This is a genomic window from Micromonospora sp. NPDC000207, assembly GCF_040300925.1.
Lineage (GTDB): Bacteria > Actinomycetota > Actinomycetes > Mycobacteriales > Micromonosporaceae > Micromonospora.
This window is the reverse complement of sequence record NZ_JBEPEQ010000001.1, coordinates 23,004-44,135: the sequence shown is the minus strand read 5'-3', so window position 1 is coordinate 44,135 and position 21,132 is coordinate 23,004. Positions and strand designations below refer to the sequence as shown.

28 protein-coding genes are annotated in these 21,132 nt (G+C 71.4%); all 28 read left to right on the top strand.

From position 1 onward, the window contains the following. Positions 1-108: 108 nt before the first annotated feature. The 28 genes from ABT336_RS00295 (at position 109) to ABT336_RS00160 (ending at position 21,101) form a co-directional block, all read left to right on the top strand. On the top strand, positions 109-513 hold the full coding sequence (locus ABT336_RS00295) for a P27 family phage terminase small subunit (protein ID WP_350894273.1): 405 nt from the start codon (positions 109-111) through the stop codon (positions 511-513). Then, a complete protein-coding gene (locus tag ABT336_RS00290) occupies positions 506-2,023 on the top strand; it encodes a terminase large subunit domain-containing protein (protein ID WP_350894272.1) in 1,518 nt (505 codons plus the stop codon). The genes ABT336_RS00295 and ABT336_RS00290 overlap by 8 nt, the downstream gene beginning before the upstream one ends. A 14-nt stretch (positions 2,024-2,037) precedes the next feature. Beyond that, positions 2,038-3,276 carry a phage portal protein family protein gene (locus ABT336_RS00285; RefSeq protein ID WP_350894271.1) on the top strand — a complete coding sequence of 413 codons (1,239 nt, stop codon included), beginning with the start codon at positions 2,038-2,040 and terminating at the stop codon, positions 3,274-3,276. Beyond that, the gene (locus ABT336_RS00280; protein WP_350894270.1) at positions 3,276-4,637 is read left to right on the top strand and encodes a head maturation protease, ClpP-related; all 1,362 of its coding nucleotides are present in this window, start codon (positions 3,276-3,278) and stop codon (positions 4,635-4,637) included. Before ABT336_RS00285 ends, ABT336_RS00280 begins: the two co-directional genes overlap by 1 nt. A gap of 3 nt (positions 4,638-4,640) precedes the next feature. After that, the gene (locus tag ABT336_RS00275; RefSeq protein WP_350894269.1) at positions 4,641-5,018 is read left to right on the top strand and encodes a DUF2190 family protein; all 378 of its coding nucleotides are present in this window, start codon (positions 4,641-4,643) and stop codon (positions 5,016-5,018) included. 14 nt (positions 5,019-5,032) lie between these two features. Then, entirely contained in the window at positions 5,033-5,938 is a 906-nt protein-coding gene (locus ABT336_RS00270; protein ID WP_350894268.1) for a major capsid protein, read from the top strand. Continuing rightward, positions 5,931-6,398: a hypothetical protein gene (locus tag ABT336_RS00265; RefSeq protein ID WP_350894266.1), complete on the top strand. Its 468-nt coding sequence runs from the start codon at positions 5,931-5,933 to the stop codon at positions 6,396-6,398. Before ABT336_RS00270 ends, ABT336_RS00265 begins: the two co-directional genes overlap by 8 nt. Before the next feature lie 3 nt (positions 6,399-6,401). Further along, positions 6,402-6,761, top strand: coding sequence for a hypothetical protein (locus tag ABT336_RS00260; protein ID WP_350894265.1), 360 nt, complete (start codon positions 6,402-6,404; stop codon positions 6,759-6,761). Positions 6,762-6,784: 23 nt separating this feature from the next. Continuing rightward, positions 6,785-7,090, top strand: a complete 306-nt coding sequence (locus tag ABT336_RS00255) for a phage head completion protein (RefSeq protein ID WP_350894264.1) — start codon at positions 6,785-6,787, stop codon at positions 7,088-7,090. Positions 7,091-7,093: 3 nt separating this feature from the next. Continuing rightward, the gene (locus tag ABT336_RS00250) at positions 7,094-7,474 is read left to right on the top strand and encodes a hypothetical protein (protein ID WP_350894263.1); all 381 of its coding nucleotides are present in this window, start codon (positions 7,094-7,096) and stop codon (positions 7,472-7,474) included. Further along, positions 7,471-7,680: a hypothetical protein gene (locus tag ABT336_RS00245; protein ID WP_350894262.1), complete on the top strand. Its 210-nt coding sequence runs from the start codon at positions 7,471-7,473 to the stop codon at positions 7,678-7,680. The genes ABT336_RS00250 and ABT336_RS00245 overlap by 4 nt, the downstream gene beginning before the upstream one ends. A 3-nt stretch (positions 7,681-7,683) precedes the next feature. Next, positions 7,684-8,289, top strand: a complete 606-nt coding sequence (locus tag ABT336_RS00240; RefSeq protein ID WP_350894261.1) for a hypothetical protein — start codon at positions 7,684-7,686, stop codon at positions 8,287-8,289. A 1-nt stretch (position 8,290) separates the two neighbouring features. Further along, positions 8,291-8,785 carry a hypothetical protein gene (locus tag ABT336_RS00235; protein WP_350894260.1) on the top strand — a complete coding sequence of 165 codons (495 nt, stop codon included), beginning with the start codon at positions 8,291-8,293 and terminating at the stop codon, positions 8,783-8,785. 32 nt (positions 8,786-8,817) lie between these two features. Continuing rightward, positions 8,818-9,006: a hypothetical protein gene (locus ABT336_RS00230; protein WP_350894259.1), complete on the top strand. Its 189-nt coding sequence runs from the start codon at positions 8,818-8,820 to the stop codon at positions 9,004-9,006. Positions 9,007-9,013: 7 nt separating this feature from the next. Then, on the top strand, positions 9,014-9,346 hold the full coding sequence (locus ABT336_RS00225) for an HK97-gp10 family putative phage morphogenesis protein (RefSeq protein WP_350894258.1): 333 nt from the start codon (positions 9,014-9,016) through the stop codon (positions 9,344-9,346). 29 nt (positions 9,347-9,375) lie between these two features. Continuing rightward, positions 9,376-12,387, top strand: a complete 3,012-nt coding sequence (locus ABT336_RS00220; protein WP_350894257.1) for a phage tail tape measure protein — start codon at positions 9,376-9,378, stop codon at positions 12,385-12,387. Further along, positions 12,374-13,255: a hypothetical protein gene (locus ABT336_RS00215; protein WP_350894256.1), complete on the top strand. Its 882-nt coding sequence runs from the start codon at positions 12,374-12,376 to the stop codon at positions 13,253-13,255. The genes ABT336_RS00220 and ABT336_RS00215 overlap by 14 nt, the downstream gene beginning before the upstream one ends. Positions 13,256-13,264: 9 nt before the next feature. Continuing rightward, positions 13,265-14,230: a hypothetical protein gene (locus ABT336_RS00210; protein ID WP_350894255.1), complete on the top strand. Its 966-nt coding sequence runs from the start codon at positions 13,265-13,267 to the stop codon at positions 14,228-14,230. Next, on the top strand, positions 14,227-15,645 hold the full coding sequence (locus ABT336_RS00205; RefSeq protein ID WP_350894254.1) for a hypothetical protein: 1,419 nt from the start codon (positions 14,227-14,229) through the stop codon (positions 15,643-15,645). The genes ABT336_RS00210 and ABT336_RS00205 overlap by 4 nt, the downstream gene beginning before the upstream one ends. Beyond that, a complete protein-coding gene (locus tag ABT336_RS00200; RefSeq protein WP_350894253.1) occupies positions 15,642-17,036 on the top strand; it encodes a hypothetical protein in 1,395 nt (464 codons plus the stop codon). Before ABT336_RS00205 ends, ABT336_RS00200 begins: the two co-directional genes overlap by 4 nt. Beyond that, positions 17,033-17,461, top strand: a complete 429-nt coding sequence (locus ABT336_RS00195) for a hypothetical protein (protein WP_350894252.1) — start codon at positions 17,033-17,035, stop codon at positions 17,459-17,461. The genes ABT336_RS00200 and ABT336_RS00195 overlap by 4 nt, the downstream gene beginning before the upstream one ends. Beyond that, positions 17,458-18,387 (top strand): hypothetical protein, encoded by a 930-nt coding sequence (locus ABT336_RS00190; protein WP_350894251.1) that lies wholly within the window; start codon positions 17,458-17,460, stop codon positions 18,385-18,387. Before ABT336_RS00195 ends, ABT336_RS00190 begins: the two co-directional genes overlap by 4 nt. A gap of 4 nt (positions 18,388-18,391) precedes the next feature. Continuing rightward, positions 18,392-18,688: a hypothetical protein gene (locus tag ABT336_RS00185; RefSeq protein WP_350894250.1), complete on the top strand. Its 297-nt coding sequence runs from the start codon at positions 18,392-18,394 to the stop codon at positions 18,686-18,688. Next, the gene (locus tag ABT336_RS00180; protein ID WP_350894249.1) at positions 18,669-18,875 is read left to right on the top strand and encodes a DUF7620 family protein; all 207 of its coding nucleotides are present in this window, start codon (positions 18,669-18,671) and stop codon (positions 18,873-18,875) included. The genes ABT336_RS00185 and ABT336_RS00180 overlap by 20 nt, the downstream gene beginning before the upstream one ends. Next, on the top strand, positions 18,872-19,177 hold the full coding sequence (locus tag ABT336_RS00175; protein WP_350894248.1) for a putative phage holin: 306 nt from the start codon (positions 18,872-18,874) through the stop codon (positions 19,175-19,177). Before ABT336_RS00180 ends, ABT336_RS00175 begins: the two co-directional genes overlap by 4 nt. A 312-nt stretch (positions 19,178-19,489) precedes the next feature. Next, entirely contained in the window at positions 19,490-19,693 is a 204-nt protein-coding gene (locus ABT336_RS00170) for a hypothetical protein (RefSeq protein WP_350894247.1), read from the top strand. Positions 19,694-19,849: 156 nt separating this feature from the next. Continuing rightward, a complete protein-coding gene (locus ABT336_RS00165; RefSeq protein ID WP_350894246.1) occupies positions 19,850-20,653 on the top strand; it encodes a hypothetical protein in 804 nt (267 codons plus the stop codon). Next, complete coding sequence (locus ABT336_RS00160) at positions 20,640-21,101, top strand: type II toxin-antitoxin system VapC family toxin (protein WP_350894245.1); 462 nt, start codon at positions 20,640-20,642, stop codon at positions 21,099-21,101. Before ABT336_RS00165 ends, ABT336_RS00160 begins: the two co-directional genes overlap by 14 nt. Positions 21,102-21,132: the final 31 nt, after the last annotated feature.

Genomic DNA, 21,132 nt, shown 5'->3' with positions numbered 1-21,132 from the left:
CCCCCTCCCCAGGGGGGACCCCCGCGCCGGTCTGGGGCCTCTCTCCCTGAGTGACCGCCGGCCGTTTTTGCCCCAGAGCCCGTGACCGAGCGTGAGGGGAGGCCGATCATGGCCGAGCGCCCCAGCCCGCCCGAGGGCCTGTCGGACGCCTCCCGGAAGCGCTGGGAGACCTTCTGGCGGTCACCGGCGGCGAAGAAGGTCGACCGCCTGTCCGACATGCCGCGCCTGGTCCGCTGGATCGAGCAGTCCGACGAGTACGACCAGGTCGCCGCCCTGTGCCGCCGTGAGCGGATCGTGAAGGGCTCGACGGGGCAGCCCCGGCTGAACCCGCTGATCGGGTACCTGGCGCAGCTCGACGGGCAGCTCGCCCGCACGGAGGCCGAGTTCGGGATGACCCCGCTGGCCCGCCAGCGGCTGCGAGAGGACCTGCGGCCGCCGCTGCCCGAGACCCCGACCGCCGACGGCGTCGACGAGCTCAACGCCCGGCGGAAGGCGAAGGCCTCCGGTGGCTGACCTGGTGACCCCGGCGCACCTGTGGCTGCCGGAGCGGACCGGGTCATACGGCGACGAGGCGATCGACCTGGCGGCGATGTACGGGCGGGTCCTGGACGACGAGCAGCGCCTGGCGGTTGACGCCATGCTGTCCTACGGGCCGCGCGGCCGGTGGGCGGCCTTCGAGTCGGCAGTGATCGAGGCCCGGCAGTGCGGGAAGACCGGCGGGATCATCCTGCCGGTCACCCTGTTCGACCTGTTCCTTCTGCCGCCGGACAAGATCGTCTGGACGGCGCACCTGTTCCGGACCGCCCGGGAGGCGTTCAACGACGTCGTCGGCATCATCGACGGCTGCGCCGACCTGTCCCGCCGCGTCAAGAAGATCAGCTACGGCAACGGCGAAGAGGGCATCTACCTGCACTCGGGGGCGTCGCTGGAGTTCCTGGCCCGCTCGAAGGGCGGCGGCCGGGGCATCGGCGGCAAGCGGGTCGTCATGGACGAGGCCCTGTACCTGGCCGGCGAGGCGATGGGCGCCCTGATCCCCACCCTGGCGGCCCGATCGGTGTCCGGAGACCCGCAGATCGTGTACGGGTCCAGCGCCGGGGTGCTCGGCTCCGACCACCTCCGGTCGGTCCGCGACCGCGGCCGCCGCGGCGGTGACCCGTCACTGGTGTACGTCGAGTGGTGCGCCCCGGGCAGCTGGGACGACCCGGGGTGCCAGGCCGGACCGGAGTGCGCGCACGGCCTGACCGCCGAGGGCTGCGCCCTGGACGACGAGGTCTTGTGGCGGGCGGCGAACCCGCCGCTCGGCCGTCGGATCTCGGTGGTGTACATCCGCCGGGAGCGGCGGGCGCTGCCGCCGGCGGAGTTCGGCCGGGAGCGGCTCGGCTGGTGGGACGACCCGGTCAGCGGGTCGGTGGTGCCGCTGCAGAAGTGGATCGACTGCCTCGACGCCACCTCGGCGCCCGCCGGCCGGCCGGTGTTCGGCATCGACGTCGCGCCCGGGTCGCGGTCGGCGGCGATCGTGGCCGCGATGTGGCGCGACGACGGACTGCCGCACCTGGAGGTCGTGGCGTACGGGCCGGGCTCCGACTGGGTACCGGCCCGGGCCGACGTGCTCCGCAAGCACCGGCCCCTGGACTGGGTGCTCGACCCGACCGGCCCGGCGGGCGCGCTGCTGCCCGGCCTGGCGGCGGTGGGCATCGAGCCCCGGCAGATGAGCAGCCGGGACCTGGGCCAGGCCTGCGAGGCCTTCGCGGCCGCCGTGACCAACGAGACGGTGCGGCACCTGGGCGACGAGCTGATGACCCGGGCCATCAAGGGCGCCGGGCGGCGGGAGATCGGGGACGGCCTGTGGGCCTGGTCCCGACGCAAGAGCGACGTGGACATCTGCCCGCTGGTCGGGGGCACCGAGGCCCTGTGGGCACTGTCGGTGGTGCCGCCAGCGACGCCCGCCCCGCCGGCCCCGGTGGTCGCGGACCGCGCTGACGGGTGGTCGGAGACGAACGAGCTGGCCGAGGCCGGCTTCTGACGGGAGGTGACCAGGTGACGGCACCATTGACCGAGATCGGGTACGCGACCTCCTCGCCCGGGACGATCTGGTGGCAGGCCGTCGAGGACGAACCCACCCTGGAGCTGCGGTGGCCGGACTCGGTGGCCGTCTACGACGCGATGCGGTCGCAGGACTCGCAGGTCACCTCCGTGCTGCGGGCGGTGACCCTGCCGGTGCGGCGCACGCCGTGGCGGATCGACCCGGCCGGGGCCCGGGACGAGGTGGTGCAGCTGGTCGCCGACGACCTCGGTCTGCCGATCCTCGGCCAGCCCGACGAGCCGGCCCGCCGCAACCGGGACCGCTTCTCTTGGCCCGACCATCTGCGCCTCGCCCTGCTCATGCTCCCGTTCGGCCACGCCTTCTTCGAGCAGGTGTACCGGATCGACCCGGTCACCGGCCGGGCCCGGCTCCGCAAGCTCGGCGAGCGGCTCCCCCGGACGATCGAGCGGATCGACGTCGCCGACGACGGGGGCCTGATCTCGATCACCCAGACGTCGTCGAAGGTCGGCAAGCTCCAGGGGCCGATCCCGGTGTCCCGGCTGGTCGCCTACGTCCACGAGCGGGAGGGCGGCAACTGGGTCGGCAGGAGCCTGCTCCGCCCGGCCTACAAGAACTGGCTGATCAAGGACCGGTTGCTCAGGGTTCAGGCCCAGACGATCGAGCGCAACGGGATGGGCATCCCCCTGTACGAAGGCGCCCCGGGTGAGGACGACTTGTCGAAGGGGCTGGAGACGGCCACCCGGTGGCGGTCCGGCCAGTCTGCGGGCGCAGCGATCCCCCACGAGGCGCGGATGCGGCTGGTGGGGGTGGAGGGGGCCCTCCCGAACGCCGACCCGGCGATCCGCTACCACGACGAGCAGATCGGCCGCGGCGTCCTGGCCCACTTCCTCAACCTCGGCACGCAGACGGGGAGCTGGGCGTTGGGCAGCACGTTCGCCGATTTCTTCACGCTCAGCCTGCAGACCTTGGCTCAGCAGGTCGCCGACGTGGCCAACCAGCACATCGTCGAGGACCTGGTCGACGTGAACTGGGGCGAGGACGAGCCGGCGCCGAAGCTCGTGCACGACGAGATCGGCAGCCGCCAGCAGGCCACCGCCCAGGCGATCAAGCTGCTGACCGACGCCGGGATCCTCCTGCCGGACCGGTCCCTCGAGGAAGCCGCCCGGCAGCAGTTCGGTCTGCCGCCGAAGGATCCGCTGCCGGCGCCGCCGGCCAACCAAGGGAGTAGCTGATGAAGGGACAGGCCGACCTGCTCGACCTGCTCCGCCCCGACCTCGCGCGCCGCCCCAGCGTGGTGCGGGCCTCCGCGCAGCGGGCCACGGCGTTGGCCGCCGGTGACAAGCCCCCGGCCTGGTACCAGATCGGACCGGTGCAGGCACTGGCCGACGGGGACGGCGGGGACGGCGACGGCGGCAGCACGGCGACCAGCGCGGACGTGTACGTCTTCGACACCATCGGCGGGTGGCTGGGCCTGACCGCCGACGACTTCGTCCGCGACGTCGCAGGCCTGGACGTCGACCAGATCGTGCTGCACCTCAACTCGCCCGGGGGAGACGCATTCGAGGGCGTCGCCATCGCCAACGTGCTCCGCGCGCACCGCGCCCGAATCGTGGTGCGGGTCGACGGGATGGCGGCCAGCGCGGCATCCGTCATCGCGATGGCCGGCGACGAGGTCGTCATGGGCATCGGCACCCAGATGATGGTTCACGACGCCTGGGGGGTGGGCATCGGCAACGCTGCCGAGCTGACGAAGTACGCCGAGCGACTGGCGTCGACGAGCAACGCCATCGCCTCGGCCTACGCCGCGAAGGCCGGCGGCACCACCGAGCAGTGGCGAGCCGTGATGCAGGCCGAGGCCTGGTACACCGCGGAGGAAGCCGTCACGGCCGGCCTCGCCGATCGGATCGCGGCCACCGATGAGACCGGCACCGCGTCGGGCGAGCAGATCACCCCCGGCGGCTCGTCGAGCTTCTGGGACCTGTGGGACTCCCTGCGCGACCCCGACCGCTTCGACCTCAGCGCGTTCCGGCACCCCGGCCGCGCCCACGCACCGGCTCCCGCGCTCGCGGCAGCCCGGACCACCCCGGCCGCCGATGCGGTCGGAACATCCACCGATCAGGAAGGGAGCACCGCCGTGGCGATCAGCGACGAGCAGCTCACCACCCTGCGGCAGCGGCTCAACGTCGCCGACGACGCGGACGGGGCCGCCATCCTGGCCGCCCTGGACTCGACGCTGGCGAGCCGCCCGCAGGCCACCCCCGGCACGGTCGTCCTCGACGAGGCCCAGCACACCCAGCTGCTCGCCGACGCCCGCGACGGCCGGGAGGCCCGCGCCCAGCAGCTCCGCGAGGAGCGGGAGCGCACCGTCCAGGCCGCCGTCAACGACGGCCGGATCCCGCCCGCCCGGCAGGACCACTGGATCGCCCAACTGGAGGCCGACCCGGGCGCGGCCGAGACCCTGGCCGGACTCAAGCCGGGTCTGGTGCCGGTCGCCGAGATCGGCTACGCGGGCGAGAAGCCGAAGGCCGACCCGGCCGGCGGCGACGACTACTGGTTCGCGGGCGTCGGCGCCCCGACCCGGAAAGGGGACTGACCCGTGGCCAACGAGTGCATCCCGTTCTACGAGCCCGGACGCCGGCTGACCGGTCACGCGACCGCCACCGTCACCGGCTGCCGGTTCGTCATGATCTCCGGCAACCGGCAGACCGACGGGTCGATCAGCGTCTCCCACGCCACCGCCGCCACCAAGGCGTTCGGGGTCGCGGCCTACGACGCGGCCATCGGCGAGAAGGTCGGCATCCTGCGGGGCGGCGGCTTCATCGTCCCCGTCACCGCCGCCGCGAACCTCTCCGCCAACCAGCGCGTCGAGGTCGGCACCAACGGCCAGGCCGCCGCCCTGGCGTCCGGCATCGCCGTGGGCACGGTCGTCACCGGTGCCACCAGCGGCAACCTCGCGCAGATCGCGCTGGACTGAGAAGGCAGGACCCGATGCCCACGCAGCAGACCGCGTACCCGCTGGCCCCTCCCACGGTCAGCGGCAACACGCTCACCGTCGACACCGCGCTCAAGCAGCCGACCCGGATCACCCGCCGGATCATGGACATCACGCTGCAGCGGTTCATCGTCGACCGGATCTTCGCCACCCCGGGCGGGGTGTCCGGCGGATCGGTCGTCTACGACCAGGCCACCACCAACGAGCTCTACACCGACAGGGAAATCGAGAGGGTCGGCCCCGGCGACGAGTTCCCCATCGTCGGCTCGCAGCGCACCACCCCCAAGGTGGCGCTGGTCGAGAAGTGGGGTGGGAAGTTCTTCCAGACCGACGAGAGCCGCGACCGCAACGACATCACCCTGTTCAACAACAACGTGACCCAGCTGGGGAACACGATCGTGCGCCGGGTCAACACCCGGGCGGTCGAGACCCTGGAGGCGGCCATCACCGCCCTCGGCGGGGCCGGGACGTTCGTGGGTCACAACTGGTCGTCGGTGGTCACCGGCGGCTCGTCGCAGACCAACAACAGCGGCTGGCCCGCCGCGGACTTCGCCCAGGCCCAGTACCTGGCCGACACCGACGAGCTCGGCGTGGTCTACGACATGTGGCTGGTCAACCCGAAGCAGAAGATGGACCTGCTGACGGTGTACGGCAGCAGCCTCCCGGAGGTCCTGGCGGCCGCCGGCATCGACGAGCTGTTTGCGTCGAACCGGGTCGCCAACGGGACCGCGTACGCGCTGGCGCGGCAGCAGGTCGGCGAGCTGCGGGTCGAGAAGGCCCTCGGCACGGAGACGTGGCGGGAGCAGGGCACCCAGCGGACCTGGGTCCAGTCCGACGTGCGGCCGGTCATGTACGTGACCAACCCGTACTCGATCAAGAAGGTGACGGGACTCAATGGCTGAGAAGGTCATCAAGCACGCCAGCTTCTGGTACGTCACCGCCGAGGGGGTCCACCAGACCGCCCTGCGGGGGGACACCGTCGACATCGAGCGGCCCGAGGACCAGGCGCGCGGCGAACGGCACGGGGCGTTCGCCACGAAGGAGGACCTGGCGGCGGGCACGCCCCTGGCGGCGTACATCGCGTCCCGGGAGGCGGCGGCCGGGCCCGTACCGGCCGCCGGCGACCCGGCCGACCCCGAGCCCGATCCGGACCCTGCGGCGGGCGAGGAGGGCGCGATCGGCTCCGACCGGCCGGCCCTGTCCGCCTCGAAGGGGGACTGGGTGGCGTACCACGTCGCCCAGCGGCCGGACGACGTCGACGAGGACACCGCCCAGGCCGAGGCCGAGGGGTGGACCAAGGCGCAGCTGGCCGAGCGCGCCGGCCGGCAGTACGGGGCCGACGGCGACCCGCCGTCGAGCTGACCGGTGCCTGACCTGTTCGACCTGGGGGACCTGCCGCTCTGGCTGCAGGTCCCCCAGGTCAAGGAAGAGTCGGCGACGCTGTACCGGCGGGCGGTCGACGGCTGGCTCCGGACGGCCACCGGGCTGGCCGAGTGGCCCGACCCGGTGCCGGACGACCTGTGGGGCTGGGCGATCGAGCTGGCCGGCATGGTCGTCGAGAACCCGACGATGGCCAGCGCGGAGACCGTCGGGGGCGTCCAGACGCAGTTCGGCAACCGGGCCCGCCGGGCCGAGATCCTCGCCGAGGCCCGCCGCACCTACAACGCGGCCGGCAAGCCGATGCACTCGTTCCCCGCGCCGGACTGGACCTGGGGGCGGATGTGAGGCTCCGCGACGAGGTGACCCGGGTGCGAGCTCCGCTCGTCGACGCCGCGTACGGCAACCGCCGGCGGGACTGGGCCGTCGCCGAGCGGGTTGCGTACCCGGCGGAGATCCGGCCGGTGTCCAGCACCGAGGACGTGGTCAACCAGCAGGAGACCACCACGAGGTTCCGGCTCACCCAGCATCCGGAGCCGGACCTGCTGTCCACCGACCGGGTCGAGTGGAACGGCTCCACCTTCGAGGTCGACGGGGACGTCGAGCCGTGGACGCGGCGGGGGCAGCTGCACCACCTGGAGGCGGTGCTGCTGCGGGTCACCCTGGAGGAGGGCTGAGCGGTGCCGATGCCCGACGTCGACCAGGCCCTCGTCGACTACCTCCGGACCCACCCGACGCTCACCGCGCTGCACGCCGGCCGGGTCGCTACCCGGCTCGCGGCGGGGAGCACCCCCGCCGTCCGGATCACCAGCCTCGGTGGTGGCCAGCCGTGGCCGTGGGAGGGCCTGCCGGAGTACCAGGTCGAGTGGTGGGGCGGCGACGAATCGGAGGCGAAGGCGCTGGCCCGGGCCGGCGAAGCGGCGCTCTGGGGGCTCCCTGCGGCCGTCTCCTGGGTCACCGGCGTCGCAGTGCAGCTCTCCATGCTCTGGTCGCCCGACGACACGTCGGGGCGGCCGCGAGTCATCAGCCAAGTGCAGTACCGAGTTTCGGAGGAATCGTGAGCGACCGCGTGGTCACCACCGACATCCCCCTCGGCGACCCGGGCCGCGGCGTGTTCGCGTTCCGGGTCGGCGACCGGGTGCCGGAGCAGCAGGTCAAAGAGAACGGGTGGGAGGCGTACGTCGCCTCCCCGAAGTCGGCGGCGGGCCAGCAGGCCGCCGCCGAGGCCGCCGGCACCGCGCCGGCGAAGAGCGGCGGGAGGGGCTGACCGATGGCTGCACCGACGATCGCACCGGGCCAGATCAAGACGGGCCCCGGAGTCATCTACTACATGTACGGGTTGACCACCATGCCGACGCCGACCGCCGCCGGCAACAAGGTGGTCTTCGACTGGTCGACCGACCTGTGGCTGCAGGTGGGCGCCACCGACGAGGGCCTGACCTACACCGAGTCGACCGATACCTCCGACATCACGGTCGCCGAGTCGCTGTACCCGGTGGGGACGGTGACCACCGGCAAGGCCGGCCGGGTGGCGTTCTCCATGTCGCACATCAGCGACGTGAACTGGAAACTGGCGATGAACGGGGGCACGATCGCGGTCACCGGCACCGGCGCGACCAAGCTCAGCGCGTACGTGCCACCGCTGGTCGGCCAAGAGGTGCGGGTCGCCCTGGGCTTCCACAGCATGCAGGAAGACGAGCTGATCATCTGGCCTCAGGCCTTCAACGTCGGCAGCGTCGAGACGGCCCGGTCGGCATTCGACAACAAGCACCAGCTACCGACCGAGTTCGCCATCGAGCTGCCCGACCCGGCGATCCTGACCACCCCGTACAAGCGGTGGACGGCCGGGGCCCTGGCCCAGGCGGCGGGGTCCTGACGTGGCGAGTCTGGGCACGTTCGGTGCCGCCCGCCGCGAGGTCGAGGAGGTCGCCGGCACCGCCGAACCGACCACCTTCGACTTCTGCGGCGAGACGTTCACCGTGCAGGGCCGCATCCCCGCGATGCTGATGCTGCAGATCGGGGCCGCCTCCACCGGCCGGGTCGAGGAGACCGAAGGTCTCGTGGCCCTGTGGGAGGCGATGCGGGTATCGCTGACCATCCCCGAGCGGCAGCAAGCCGACGGGGAGACCGTCCCGGCCGACCCGGCAGCCTTCCAGCGGCTCTACCGCCTCGCCGTGGCGCAGGCCGTCGACCTCGACGAGCTGATGCGGCTGGCCATGGCGCTGTTCGAGGCGCAAGCCGGCCGCCCTACCGAGCGGCAGCCCGACTCGCCGGATGGGCTGCCGAGCACTTCGACGAGTTCGAGTGCCTCGTCCTCGGTACACCCGGCCTTGCAGGGCATGACCCCGGTCGCCGCGGTCTTGGGTGGCTGACCACCGTCTCGCCGCGGCTCCTGCTGTCCCTGGTGTACGTGCACCTGCGGGGACGGCAGGAGCACGGCGAACGGTGCACCGACCGGGCGTGTGAGACCGGGTGCGGGTACCGGCGGCTGGAGGACTGGCTGGCCGGTCCGCTGACGGCGGCGGACGTCCGGGCCGAGGAGCGGTACCGGCAGCGCCGTGAGGCCCTGTGGCGGGGCGAGATACCTACATAGGGGGTGCGTGGTGGAGGTCGACAAGAAGCCGATCCGACCCCAGGTCCTGGCCGCCCTGTCGCAGGTGCCGGAGGTGGCCCGGCAGGTCCGGACGGTGGCCAACGCGATCCGCCGGGACGCCCGCGCCCTGGCCCCGAAGGACACCAAGAACCTCAGCCGCAACCTTCAGGTGGAACGGGTGTACGACTCGGCGACGGGCTCGGTGCACTTCATCGTGGGCTGGGGCCCGGCCGGCTGGTACGGCTGGATGGTCGAGTCGGGATCCGAGGACCACTCGCCCCAGCCCCACTTGGTGCCTGCCGCGATCAAGAACGGTGCGGTCGCCGGGGGTGAGCAGTGACGGTCCTGCGGACGGCCTGGGTGGCCGTCATGCCGAAGACGGACGCGTTCGGTCCGGAGCTGACCAAGCGGATCCAGCGCATCGACGCGAAGGCGGCCGCCGGCCGGCTCGGTGCCCGGATCGGCGCGACGATCCGCGAGCAGATGAGCACCGGCCTGGCGGCCGCCGGCCTTGGTGCCGGGATCGGCGCCGCCGTGGGTGCGGGCATCGCCAGCACCCTGAACATCGGGGCGGCCAACGACAAACTGCGGGCACAGCTGGACCTGACCGCGCAGGAGTCGGCCCGGCTGGGCAAGGTTGCCGGGGAGCTGTACTCCAGCAACTACGGGGACTCGATGGCCACCGTCAACGAGGCGATCAGCTCGGTGATCCGCAACGTACCGGAGCTGCGCAACGCCTCTGCCCCGGTGTTGAAGGAGATCAGCGCCGGGGCGCTCGACATCGCCCGCGTCTTCGACCAGGACGTGGGCGGGGTGACCAGCGCGGTCAGCTCGATGCTGAAGTCCGGGCTGGCCCCGAGTGCCGAAGCGGCGCTAGACATCCTGACGAAGGGTTTTCAGTCCGGGGCCGACAAGGGCCAAGACTTGTTGGACACCTTCACCGAGTACTCGGTGCAGTTCGACAAGCTGGGACTGGACGGGCCCCGCGCCCTGGGCGTCATCAACCAACTGCTCGCCGGCGGTGCCCGCAACGGCGACCTCGCCGCCGACGCGATCAAGGAGTTCTCACTCCGGGCGATCGACGGCAGCAAGACCTCCGCCGAGGGCTACAAGCTGCTGGGGCTCAACGCCGAGCAGATGACCAAGACGATCGCCGCCGGCGGCCCGGCCGCCCGGACGGCGTTCGGCGAGGTCGTGTCGAAGCTCAACGCGATGAAGGACCCGGTCGACCGCAACACCGCCGGCGTCGCCCTGTTCGGTACCAAGTTCGAGGACTTGGGCGCCAGCTTCCGCAAGCTGGACGTCGACGCGTTGACCGACGGCCTGGGCAAGGTCGACGGGGCCACCAAGGGGCTCGCCGATCAGTCCGACCAGGCCCGGATCAACGGCTTCATCCGCACTCTCCAGCAGGGCTTCGTCGGCGTCATCGGCGGCGAGGTCCTGCCGGCGGTGCAGAAGTTCGCCGCCGAGAACAAGGACCAGCTGACCGCCGGCCTCGAAGCCGCGAAGCAGGCCGGCCAGGACATCCTGCCCGCCCTGAAGGACTTCGGTGGGTTCCTGGTCAACGACGTGGTGCCCGCCCTGGCCTCCACCGGCAAGGCGGTCGGCGACGTCGTCGGCTGGTTCCGCGAGCACGACACCGTGACCAAGGCGCTGGTCGGCACCCTGGCCGGTGCGGTGATCGCGGTGAAGGCCTACCAGGCCTGGGTGGTCATCTCCGGGGCGGCCACGGCCGCCTGGTCGGTGGCGACCCGGGCGGCGGCGCTCGTGCAGGCCGGCTACAACGCCGTCTTGGCGCTCGGCAACAGCACGTTGGCGGTGTGGCTCGGGGTCAAGGCGCTGGAGTTCGGGGCCTGGGTACGGACCACGGCCGCCACCGTGGCGGCCACCACTGCCCAGGTCGCCTCCCGGGTGGCGATGATCGCGGCCCGCGGGGCGACCCTGGCCTGGGTCGGCGTGCAGTGGGCCCTCAACGCGGCGCTCATGGCGAACCCGCTGGGCCTGGTCGTCGCGGCCGTCGCCGCCCTGATCGCCGTGGTGGTCCTGGCCTACCAGAAGAACGAGACCTTCCGGGGCGTCGTGCAGGCGGTCTGGGCAGGGATCAAGGCGGCCGTGTCGGCGACGGTGTCCTGGTTCACCGGCACGGCCTGGCCGTGGATCAAGAAGTTCATCGACCTGATCGTGGCCGGCTTCCGGATCTACCTGTCGGTGGCGAAACAGGTCTGGTCGGCGGTCTTCTCGGCCGTGGCCCTGTACTGGGGTTTCATGCGCGATCGGGTCTTCACGCCGCTGAAGAACTTCGTGACCAAGACGATCCCCGAGGCCTTCCGCTCCGGCACCATGGCGGTCGGGAAGGCCTGGTCGAAGCTGGAAGGGCTGGCGAAGAAACCGGTCAAGTTCGTCGTCGAGACCGTGATCAACCAGGGGGTCATCGGGACCTTCAACAAGGTCAGCGGCTTCTTCGGCGGGCCGAAGGTCAAGCCGGTCGCCCTGCCCAGCGGCATGGGCGACGGGCACGGCCACGGTCCGGCCGGGCCGGGCACCGGCGACGGCCTCGGCGGGATGCTCGGTTTCCTGCGGGGGCCCGCCAAGTGGGTCAAGGACCGGGTCGGGTCAAAGATCAAAGGCCTGACCGACAAGTTCGGCAGCAACCCGCTGACCAAGACGCTCGGCGGGATGGGCAACAAGCTGGTCGGCAGCCTGGTCGAGAAGGCCAAGTCGCTGATCGGCTCGTCGGAGTACGGCGGCGGCGGGTCGGTCGGCGCCGGCGGTCTCCGCTCGGGGATCGCCGGGGTGCTCGGTGCCCTGCGGTCGGCGTTCGGGTCGGTGCCGCTGGTCTCCGGCCTCCGGGTCGGGTCGCGGACCCTGACCGGCAACCGCAGCTACCACGCCGACGGCCGGGCCATCGACATCGCCCCGGTGCATGCCTGGGCCCAGTTCATCCGGGCCGCCTTCGGTCCTCGGCTGCGGGAGTTGATCACCCCGTGGCAGTCGCTGAACCTGAGAAACGGCAGGCCGCACACCTACAGCGGTGCCGTCTGGCGTCAGCACAACTTCGCCGGTGGCAACGCCCACATCCACGCCGCCATGGCGAAGGGCGGCGTCATCACCGAGCCGATCTTCGGCATCGGGCAGTCCGGCCGCACGTACAGCTTCGGCGAGGGCGGCCGGCACGAGTCGGTGGTGCCGCACACCTCGCCGCGTGGGTCGGTCGTCGAGGAGATCCGCCAGCTCCGCAGCGAACTGGCCCGGGGCGCCGGCGGGCCCCTGATCGGTTCGCTGACCCTGGCCCCGACCTCGGAGCGGGTCCGGGACCAGGTCGACGAGGTGACGTGGGCGCTGCGGCGGATCGGGCGCGGGGGTGTGTATGCAGGACCATGAGTGGTCCCTGGTCTACCCGGGGACCGCGCTGACCTGGGGCCCCCGGCACCGGCCGGTGATCAACCGGACCAAGCCGGAGATCACCGGCCCGGAGCTTCGGGTCGACGACGCGGACCTTCCCCGCGGTGACGGCCGCATGTTCGGGCAGGACTTCCGCTCCGGCGCGGCGATCGTGTTCAACCTCGGCATGATCGCCGCCTCCGAGCAGGCGGTCCGGGACCTGGCCGCCGAGGTGACGGCGGCGTGGCGGGGCGACCGGGTCCGGTCGGTCCCGGGTGCGGTGGCCGAGCTGCGGGCCCGGTACGCCGGCCGGGAGCGCACCACCTACGGCCGGCCCCGGCGCTGCGACCTGGACTACCGGTTCGCCGAACAGGGCGTCATCACCGGCATCGCCGAGTTCGCCATGGTCGCCGACTGCTGGTACGGGCCGACCGAGTCCACCTCGGTGGGCATCGCCCCCGGGGTGGGTGGCGGCCTGGTGGCCCCGCTGTCGGCGCCGTTGCTGACCACCCAGGACTCCGACCGGTCGGCGGCGGTGACCGTCACCGGGCTGCTGCCGGCCCGGCCGGTGCTCACCGTCCTGGGCCCCATCGTCAACCCGACCGTGGAGCTGGTGGGTCTGTGGTCGATCGGGCTGCAGACCACCCTCGCCTACGACCAGGCGGTCACCGTCGACACCCGGCCGTGGGCGCGGTCGGTGCTGCGGTCCGGCGGCGGGTCGGCGGCCGGGGCCCTGACCCGGCAGTCCCCCCGCCTGGCCGACGCCACGATCCCGGCCGGCGTGCACGAGCTGGTGCTGCGTGGCACCGACGGCACCGGCACCGCCCGGGCCGAGCTGTCGTGGCAGCCCACCTACCCGAGTCTGTGAGGAGCGATCGTGGCTGTTGATCCTGTGCCGTGGTTCGTGGGCGGCGGGGCGATCCACTCGCCGGAGGTCGCCCGGCTGCTCGCCTTCACCGCGTTCCGCGGCAACGAGGGCATCGTCGGCCCGATCGACCTGCGGGTGCGCGCCCTGTCGGTGCCGGGCACGTCGGTGCGGGTCGGCCCGGGTGCAGCGGCGATCCTCAACCGGGCCGCCGGCGGGGCGTACCAGTCGTACGCGGGCCGGATCACCTCCGACGAGCAGGTGGCTGTCGCGGCCACCGGCTCCGGGTCGGGCCGCTCCGACCTGGTCGTGCTGCGGGTGGAAGACCCGTACATGCTGGGCGAGCCCTGGCAGGATCCGGAGGATCCGGCTGTGGGCCCGTACGTGTTCCCCCGGCTCATCAGCGGCGTCCCGAACACCACCCGCACGGTCACCCAGCTCGGCCTCGGCTACTCCGCGATCCCCCTGGCGAGAATCGACCTCCCGCCGTCGACGGGCACGATCACCGACGGCATGATCGTCGACCTGCGCCGGGTGGCCAACCCCCGCCGGGAGCGGGTGGTCGTCACCGGCAACCCCACCGTCGTCTACAACCTCACCGCCACCGCGTGGGTGAGCGCCCCCTGGACCAACGTCCAGCCCGCCGTGGACGTGCCAGCGTGGGCGGTCCGGGCGATCGTTCGCACCAGCATCAACGGGGTGTCCATGACGACCGGGAACGCCTGGGGCGGGCTCCGTGCCCGGGTCGGTTCGGTCACCACCCAGGGCACCAGCTGGGACGAGCAGATCGAGACGACCAAGGACCGCGGCTTCTGGCGAGACAGCGACACGATCGCGATCCCGGCCGCGATGAGGGGCACCACCCAGACGGTCAGCCTGGAGGCCTACAAGAACTCGGGCTCCACCTCGACCGTGTCCGCCGACACCGCGACGTCCCTCGACTTCGACATCGAATGGGTCGAGGCGGCCGCGTCGTGACCTGGCGGTACATCGCCCAGCGGGCGACCACCCGCGAATGGCTCGACTGGGACCTGGACCTGCGCCGCGACGAGCTGACCCGGGCCCTGTCCGGCCCGGGCTCGCTGCGGGGCACCCTCAGCCCCGACGTCGGCCGGCTCCGGGCCCCCGACGGCCGGCTGCTCCTGGAGCCGTGGGGGACCCTGCTCTACGCCGAGGCCGACGGTCAGATCCGCTGGGGCGGCATCGTGGTCAGCTCCCAGACGGCCGGGGCCACCTGGTCGATCGAGGCGGCCGGGATGACCACCTACCCGCACGGCCTTCCCTACCTCGATGAGTGGTCCCGGGTGCAGGTCGACCCGGCCAACGCCATCCGGGAAATCTGGCGGCACGTCCAGGACCAGCCGGACGGTGACCTGGGCATGATCGTGGATCCGACCACCACCCCGGTGCGGCTCGGCACCCCTGGGGTCCCCTCCTACCAGGAGGTGCAGCTCGACGGGGCCTGGGTACGCCGAGACTCGGTGCCAGCCAGCCGGATCGTCCCGTCGGCGCAGGCCAAGCTCGCCGCCGGCATGGACAACAACGACACGACCCTGACCCTGCAGGCGATCGACAAGTTCGACCAGCTGTCGCCGCCGTACCTGGTGACCATCGGCTCGGAGACGGTCCGGGTGAACGGGCGGAGCGGGCGGAAGCTGACCGGCCTGCAGCGCGGGATCGGCTCGTCCACGGCCGCTGGCCACGGCAAGGGCGTGTACGTGAAGCACGCCGGGACGCCGGTCCGGACGGTCGACGCGGTGCCCGCCGAGCCGTACCTGCTCGCCTGGTGGGAGGCGCAGGACTGCGGCGGCGAGATCGACACCATCGCCCGCGAAACCCCGCTCGACTACGCCGAAGAGCACGCCTGGGCGGGCGACCAGGTCGAGCACCGGCTCCGCCTCGGCTACCCCCGCCTGGGTCGCCGCCGCACCGACCTGGCCTTCGAGCAGGGCGTCAATGTCGTCAGCCTGGTCGGCGTCGACCGCGACGGCGCCGAGTACGCCAACGAGGTCATCGGGCTGGGCTCCGGCGAGGGCCGCAAGGCGCTGATCCGCCGGCACCCCACCCGCGACGGCCGGCTCCGCCGCGCCGCCGTCTACACCGACAAGAGCATCCGGCACGCGCCCCGCCTCGACTCGATCTGCCGGGCCGAGCTGGGCGCCCGCCAGCACATCGACGCGATCACCTCCGTGGAGGTGGTCGACCACCCGCACGCCCGCATCGGCTCGTGGCAGATGGGCGACGACGTCCTGATCCGCGCCCACACCCCGTGGGCTGGCGAGGTGTCCCTGTGGCACCGGATCGTCGGCGACTCCCTGCTCAGCGACACCCGAGCCAGCCTGACGTTGCGTCGCAGCGACAGCTTCAACTACGGCACCTACGGAGACGCATGAACAGCATCCAGGCCCTGGCCGGGCAGCTCGCCGACCTGCACCGCCGGCTCACCGCCGTCGAGCGGGGCAGCCAGATGCCCCGCACCTCCATCGAGGGCGGCACCCTCGTCGTCAACGACGAGACCGGCCAGCCGGTCCTCATGGTCGGGCTGCAGCCGGCGGGCGGGTACGCGGTCGCCGGCGCCAACGGCGGCCAGGTGATCGCCGACGCGGTCACCCCCGAGACGCTCGACCAGCTCCGCGAGGACCTGGAGCTGGCCGAGGAGGCGGTCACGGAGGCGATGATCGCCGTCGGAGCCATCACCACCACCAAGCTCGCCGACGACTCGGTCACCACCCCGAAGTTGGTGGCGGGCGCGGTCCAGGCCGGGACGATCGCCGCCGGGGCCGTGCAGACCACCCACCTCACCGCCCAGGCCGTCTCGGCGGACAAGCTGGCCGCCAACGCGGTGACCACGGACAAGCTGGCCGCCAACGCCGTCACGGCCGGCAAGCTGGACGTCGACGCGCTCACAGCCAAGAACTACTACTCCGGCCCGTCCAGCGACCACCGCATCGTGATGGGGCCGAACTACTACAACGGCGAGTGGCCCGGGATTCGGTGGGACACCGACGCTGACGACTGGACCGAACCGCAGATCATCGGCGGCAAGTCCGGCACCGACGGGCGGTTCCTCAGGGTGGCCGGCCCGTCCGGCCCGGGCCGCGTGGACCTGCTGCTATCCGAGCAGGGCGGCCCCGGCTACCGGGTACAGGTCACCGTCTCCGACAACACCTCCGGCCAGCACCAGCGGGTCGACGTCCTCGCCAAGGGCATCCACCTCCACAACACGCACGCCAACGACGCCACCACGGCGGCCGGCAACGTGCCGATGTTGATGATCGGCGACCGCACCAGTCGGCATCTGCGGATCGACGGCCGGCGCGTCATCGCCATGGCCGGCAACAACATCGAGGGCGAACTGGAGGTCAACCGCCTCGTCGTCGCCGGCTCGCCGGTCGTCACCGAGGACGCGTTCGGCAGCTGGGATTCGTGGGTGCCGACGTTCTCCGGCCTCGGCCTCGGCGCGGTGTCCACGTCCGGTCGGTGGGCGCGGATCGCCCGCAAGACGGTGTCGTTCACCGTCAACTGGACGGTGACCACGACCGGCACCGGGTCCAGCAACGTCACCTGGACCCTGCCGACCGCACCCAGCCGTGCCCGCCGGTGGACGTTCGTGGGCGGGCACGAGGCCGGCATCGTCCGACCCGGCCTCTACGCCACCACGTTCACCGGCGGCACCGGGGCGGTGGTGGACCGGATGCGGTTCAGCGGCACCTCGAACGTCATCGGAAACATGATGGAGTCCGCCCAGATTTACCAGTTCAGCGGCATCTACGAGGAGGCATGAGCAGCATGGTGCAGCAGCAGTTCGCAGTGCCCCTGGTCGCGCTGGTGCAGTACGACGGCACCAACGCCGCCGAGATCGCCGACTGGGTCGGCATCCAGCTGGGTGAGGTCGACGACCTGGTCATGCGGTTGGTGATCGCCCACGACGAGACGCTGATGATCCCGGTCGGCTACTGGGTGATGTCGTCGCTACCCGCGTCGGAACGCCGCGTGTTCGGCGGGGTCATCTCCGACTGGGAGCTGCGGCAGCGGTACAGCATGTGGACCGCCCCGGTGGTTGCGCCGCCGGGCGAGCCGGAGCCGGACCCCGGCATGATCGAGGACCAGCCGGAGCCGACCCCCGACGAGCCGGGGGAGCCCGACGAGGACGGCGGCACCGGTGACGAGCCGCCGGCCGACCCGGAGCCCGAAGGCGGACCGGAGTGACCCGCGCGCCGGAGAACCTGCTGGCGGTCCGCCGCCTGCTGATCGACCGCCTCGACGCCGACCCGGCGCGGGCCCGGGATGCCGACCTGGAGCCCAACGAGGTCGGCATCGTCGGCGACGCCGCTCACCGGGGCGGCTACCACTGTGGCTCGAACCGGGTGGGCACCAACGACTACTCGGTGGTGGAGTCGCCCCGGGACCGGACCGGGTTGACCTTGGACGCGTCCGCCCTGGACGTCGGGTGGTTCTCGGTGCGGTCGGGTGGGGCGACTCACGACCTGCGGTCGTTCTCCGTCTGGTGCGTGGCGCAGTGCGTCGCGGGGACGGCCGACAGTCGGGACATTCGGGAGATCATCTACTCGCCGGACGGCAAGCGGGTCCTCCGCTGGGACCGCCTCGGGCGCCGCACCTCCGGGGACAACTCCCACCTGTGGCACACCCACTTCAGTTTCTTCCGTGACTCCACGAAGGCGGGCCGGGACCAGCGTCCCCTGTTCCGCCGCTACCTGACCAGCATCGGTCTCATCAAGGAGGTCCACGTCATGGACAAGGCTCAGGAGGCCAAGCTCGACCGCGCCCTCAAGCTGCTGGAGGACGTGCCCAAGCAGCTGGCGGACATGCCCAAGCGGGTCATCGAGGGTGATTTCGTTCCGGCGGCCCGCCCGCCGTACGCGAACGCCGACTACGACCGCAACCCCGAGTGGAGGTTGGGGTACGGCATCCAAACCAGCGTGGAGGGCGCTCGGGCGACGCTCGCCGAGGTGACCGCGCTGCGGGCCGAGCTGGCGCAGGCATCCGGCCGGACCGCTGAGCAGGTCATCTCTGGTGTGCTGGCCGGGCTGACCCCGGAGGCGATCGCTGCGGCGATTCCGACCGACATCGCAGGGCGGGTCGTCGACGAGCTGTCCCGCCGCATCCAGGCGTAGGCCGGTGCTCGATGCGGCCGTCGCTGACCTGGCAGCCAAAGCAGGCCCCGTCGGGCTCCTCAGCCTCGTCATCGTGCTGATCCTCCTGGGACGGCTCCTCCCGCGCAGCGCGCACGAGGACCGCGTCGGCGACCTGAAGGAGCGGATCACGTTCCTCCAGGACACCCTCGCGACTCGCGACGAGGAACTGAGGGTAAGAGGAGAGCAGGTCAGCAAACTGCTCGGCCAGGGCGACATGTCGGTGCAGGTGCTGCAATCCCTGGCCAGGGAGGCGGGCAGCGATGACGCGGTGGTGGAGTAGACGACGGCAGGGCCCGTCGCCGGAGACCATCGCTGCGCGCCGACGCCTGGAGCAGGCCCGTGCCGACCTGGCGGCCGCCGAGGCGGACAACGACGCAGTCGACCAGGTCGTCGAACGCGTCGACGAGCTGCGCCGCCGCAACCACTTCGGCCCGACCATCAGCAAGGCGTTACGGGGGTCGAGATGATCAGAGACGCTGGCACGATGCTTGCCGCCATCGGCGCGGTGGCGTGTCTGTACTTCGTCGTCGCCTATCAGGTGTCGACGTCGGGGGACTGGCGGCACTCGCCGGTCGGGCGGCACCTGATGCAGTTCACCGGCTGCCTCGGTCTGCTGATGGGGCTGATCGTGGCGGCCCGCCTGTGGCCGGAGTACCCGGGCCGGGACCAGGTGACGCTGCTCGTCTTCGCGTGGTTGGTCGTCCAGGTGATCTGGCGGTCGGTGCTTCTGCACCGCGCCCAGCACGACCAGGAGCCGGTCCGCCGGTAGTCCGCTACTCGCCATCCGGTCCGCACCGGTGCCGGGCCTGGGTGGTCCGGCCGCATCCGGGCCGGCGGCACCTCCACTGCCTACCCATGACCCGGCACTCGGACTTCGTGCAGGCACCCCACCCGGGGCTGGTTTCCGGCTGCCCCCGCTCGTCACGGTGCCCGGCTGGACACGCCTCGGGCACCTCAGCGATGCCGCCACCAGGCATTTTCCTGTACCGCACCATCCGACCGTACCCAGGAGGTACGCAGCATGACCCTGACCTCACCACCCACCCAGACTCGGCACCCCTGGCGGGCCACGGTCCGGACCTTGTTCGCCGGCACCGTAGGCGCCGTCTCGCTGATTCCCACCGTCGCGGTCACTGCCGGGATCGATACGGTGCCCGCCGTCGCCCAGGCCGTCGTCGTCGCTGGCGCGATCACCCGGGTCCTCGCGCTGCCGGGCGTTGACGCCTGGCTGCGGCAGTTCGTGCCGTGGCTGGCGGCCGCGCCAGCCGCCGAGGCGCCCCGGTAGCTTGCGTTCTTCCTGCTAGCTCCGGCGAAATCGCCCCTGTTCGCCCTGCTGTTGAGCAGGGCGAACAGGGGCGATTTCGCGCATCCAAAGAAGCGAAGTTCAGCATCACCTGAGAAGATCCTGTCGTACCCTGGCACGCTGTGGCACCCTGGCAACATGACGACGGCGCTGCGAGTAACTCTGCCTGGCCCTGATGGGTCAGCGGACGCGCGGCGCTCCATTGGGGTCCTAGAGCGCTTTCTCACCCTGCTTGGTCGTCTTGAAGACACAGTTCTTGACAAAGAGTCGTCGACTGACCACACGGCCTGGGGAATCACTGATGTGCGAATCGGAAGTCTCGTCACCACGCTGACCCCCAATCGGCTCTCTGAAGGTGCCACCTCAGTCACCATGAAGCAGGTCGCAGGCAACGTCGTCGCTGGCCTCGCTCAGGCCGAGGAACAGGAAGGTCTGCCCCCGGGCTGGAACGTCAAGGCTGCCCAGGCCGCCGTTGACCTGGCGAAACCGCTCGGACTGTTGGCTGCTGACGGCATGGTGGTGGAACTCTTTCACGACGGTGCGCTCACCCAACGAATCAATGTGACCCGTCAGGTCGCCGAGAACCTCTCCGCAGCACTCAAGGTGCGACGCCAGTCGATCGGCTCTGTTATCGGTACGCTTGACTCCATCTACTTGCACGGTCAACGTCGCGCTGGTCTGTGGCAGGAGCGCACCAACCGTCGCCTTGAGGTCACGTTCACAACGGCGCAGACGGATCAAGTGCGAGCCGCGCTCGGGCACAGAGTGGAAGTGGCGGGCCGGGTTATCCGCGCTATTGATGACTCACTGGTCAGCGTTAAGATGCGAACCCTGGAAGTCCTCGGGCATGGGGCGGTCTCGGACCTGATCGGCTTGGATCTCGACTTCACGGAAGGCGTAGACCCGGTGGACTACGTGAGGGAGATCCGTGGCGCGTCCTGACAACCCCGCCTCTGTCTATCTGGACTCGAACACGCTGATCAAAGCCATCATCAAGGAGCCTGGCTGGGAGCCTGTCGCCGCCGTCCTGCGCCTGGCAGAGGCCAACAAGCTCGCTCTGATGATCTCAAATCTCACCTACGTTGAGGCAAGAGGCTGGCGCAAGGGAGAGCCCTATCCGCCAGAGCTTGACCAGCGTTGTTTGGCTGCGCTGGACAGCCCTTGGATGATCCGGGTCGAACTATCCAGGCGCACTGCCCTGAGGGCCCGTCGGTACGCCTACAGCCATCGTCTGGGGAACTACGATGCCCTGCATCTTGCTTCGGCGGTCGAAGCCGAGGCCGACGTCCTCATGACCACGGACAAGGAGCTTCTGAGGGTTCAGTACGTCGACGGCGTCTGGATTGGAGAGCCCTACCAGCTCGGCGACCCAACACTCTTCGACGCCTGATCGCGACCCCGAACCAGTCGGCGAACTCGAA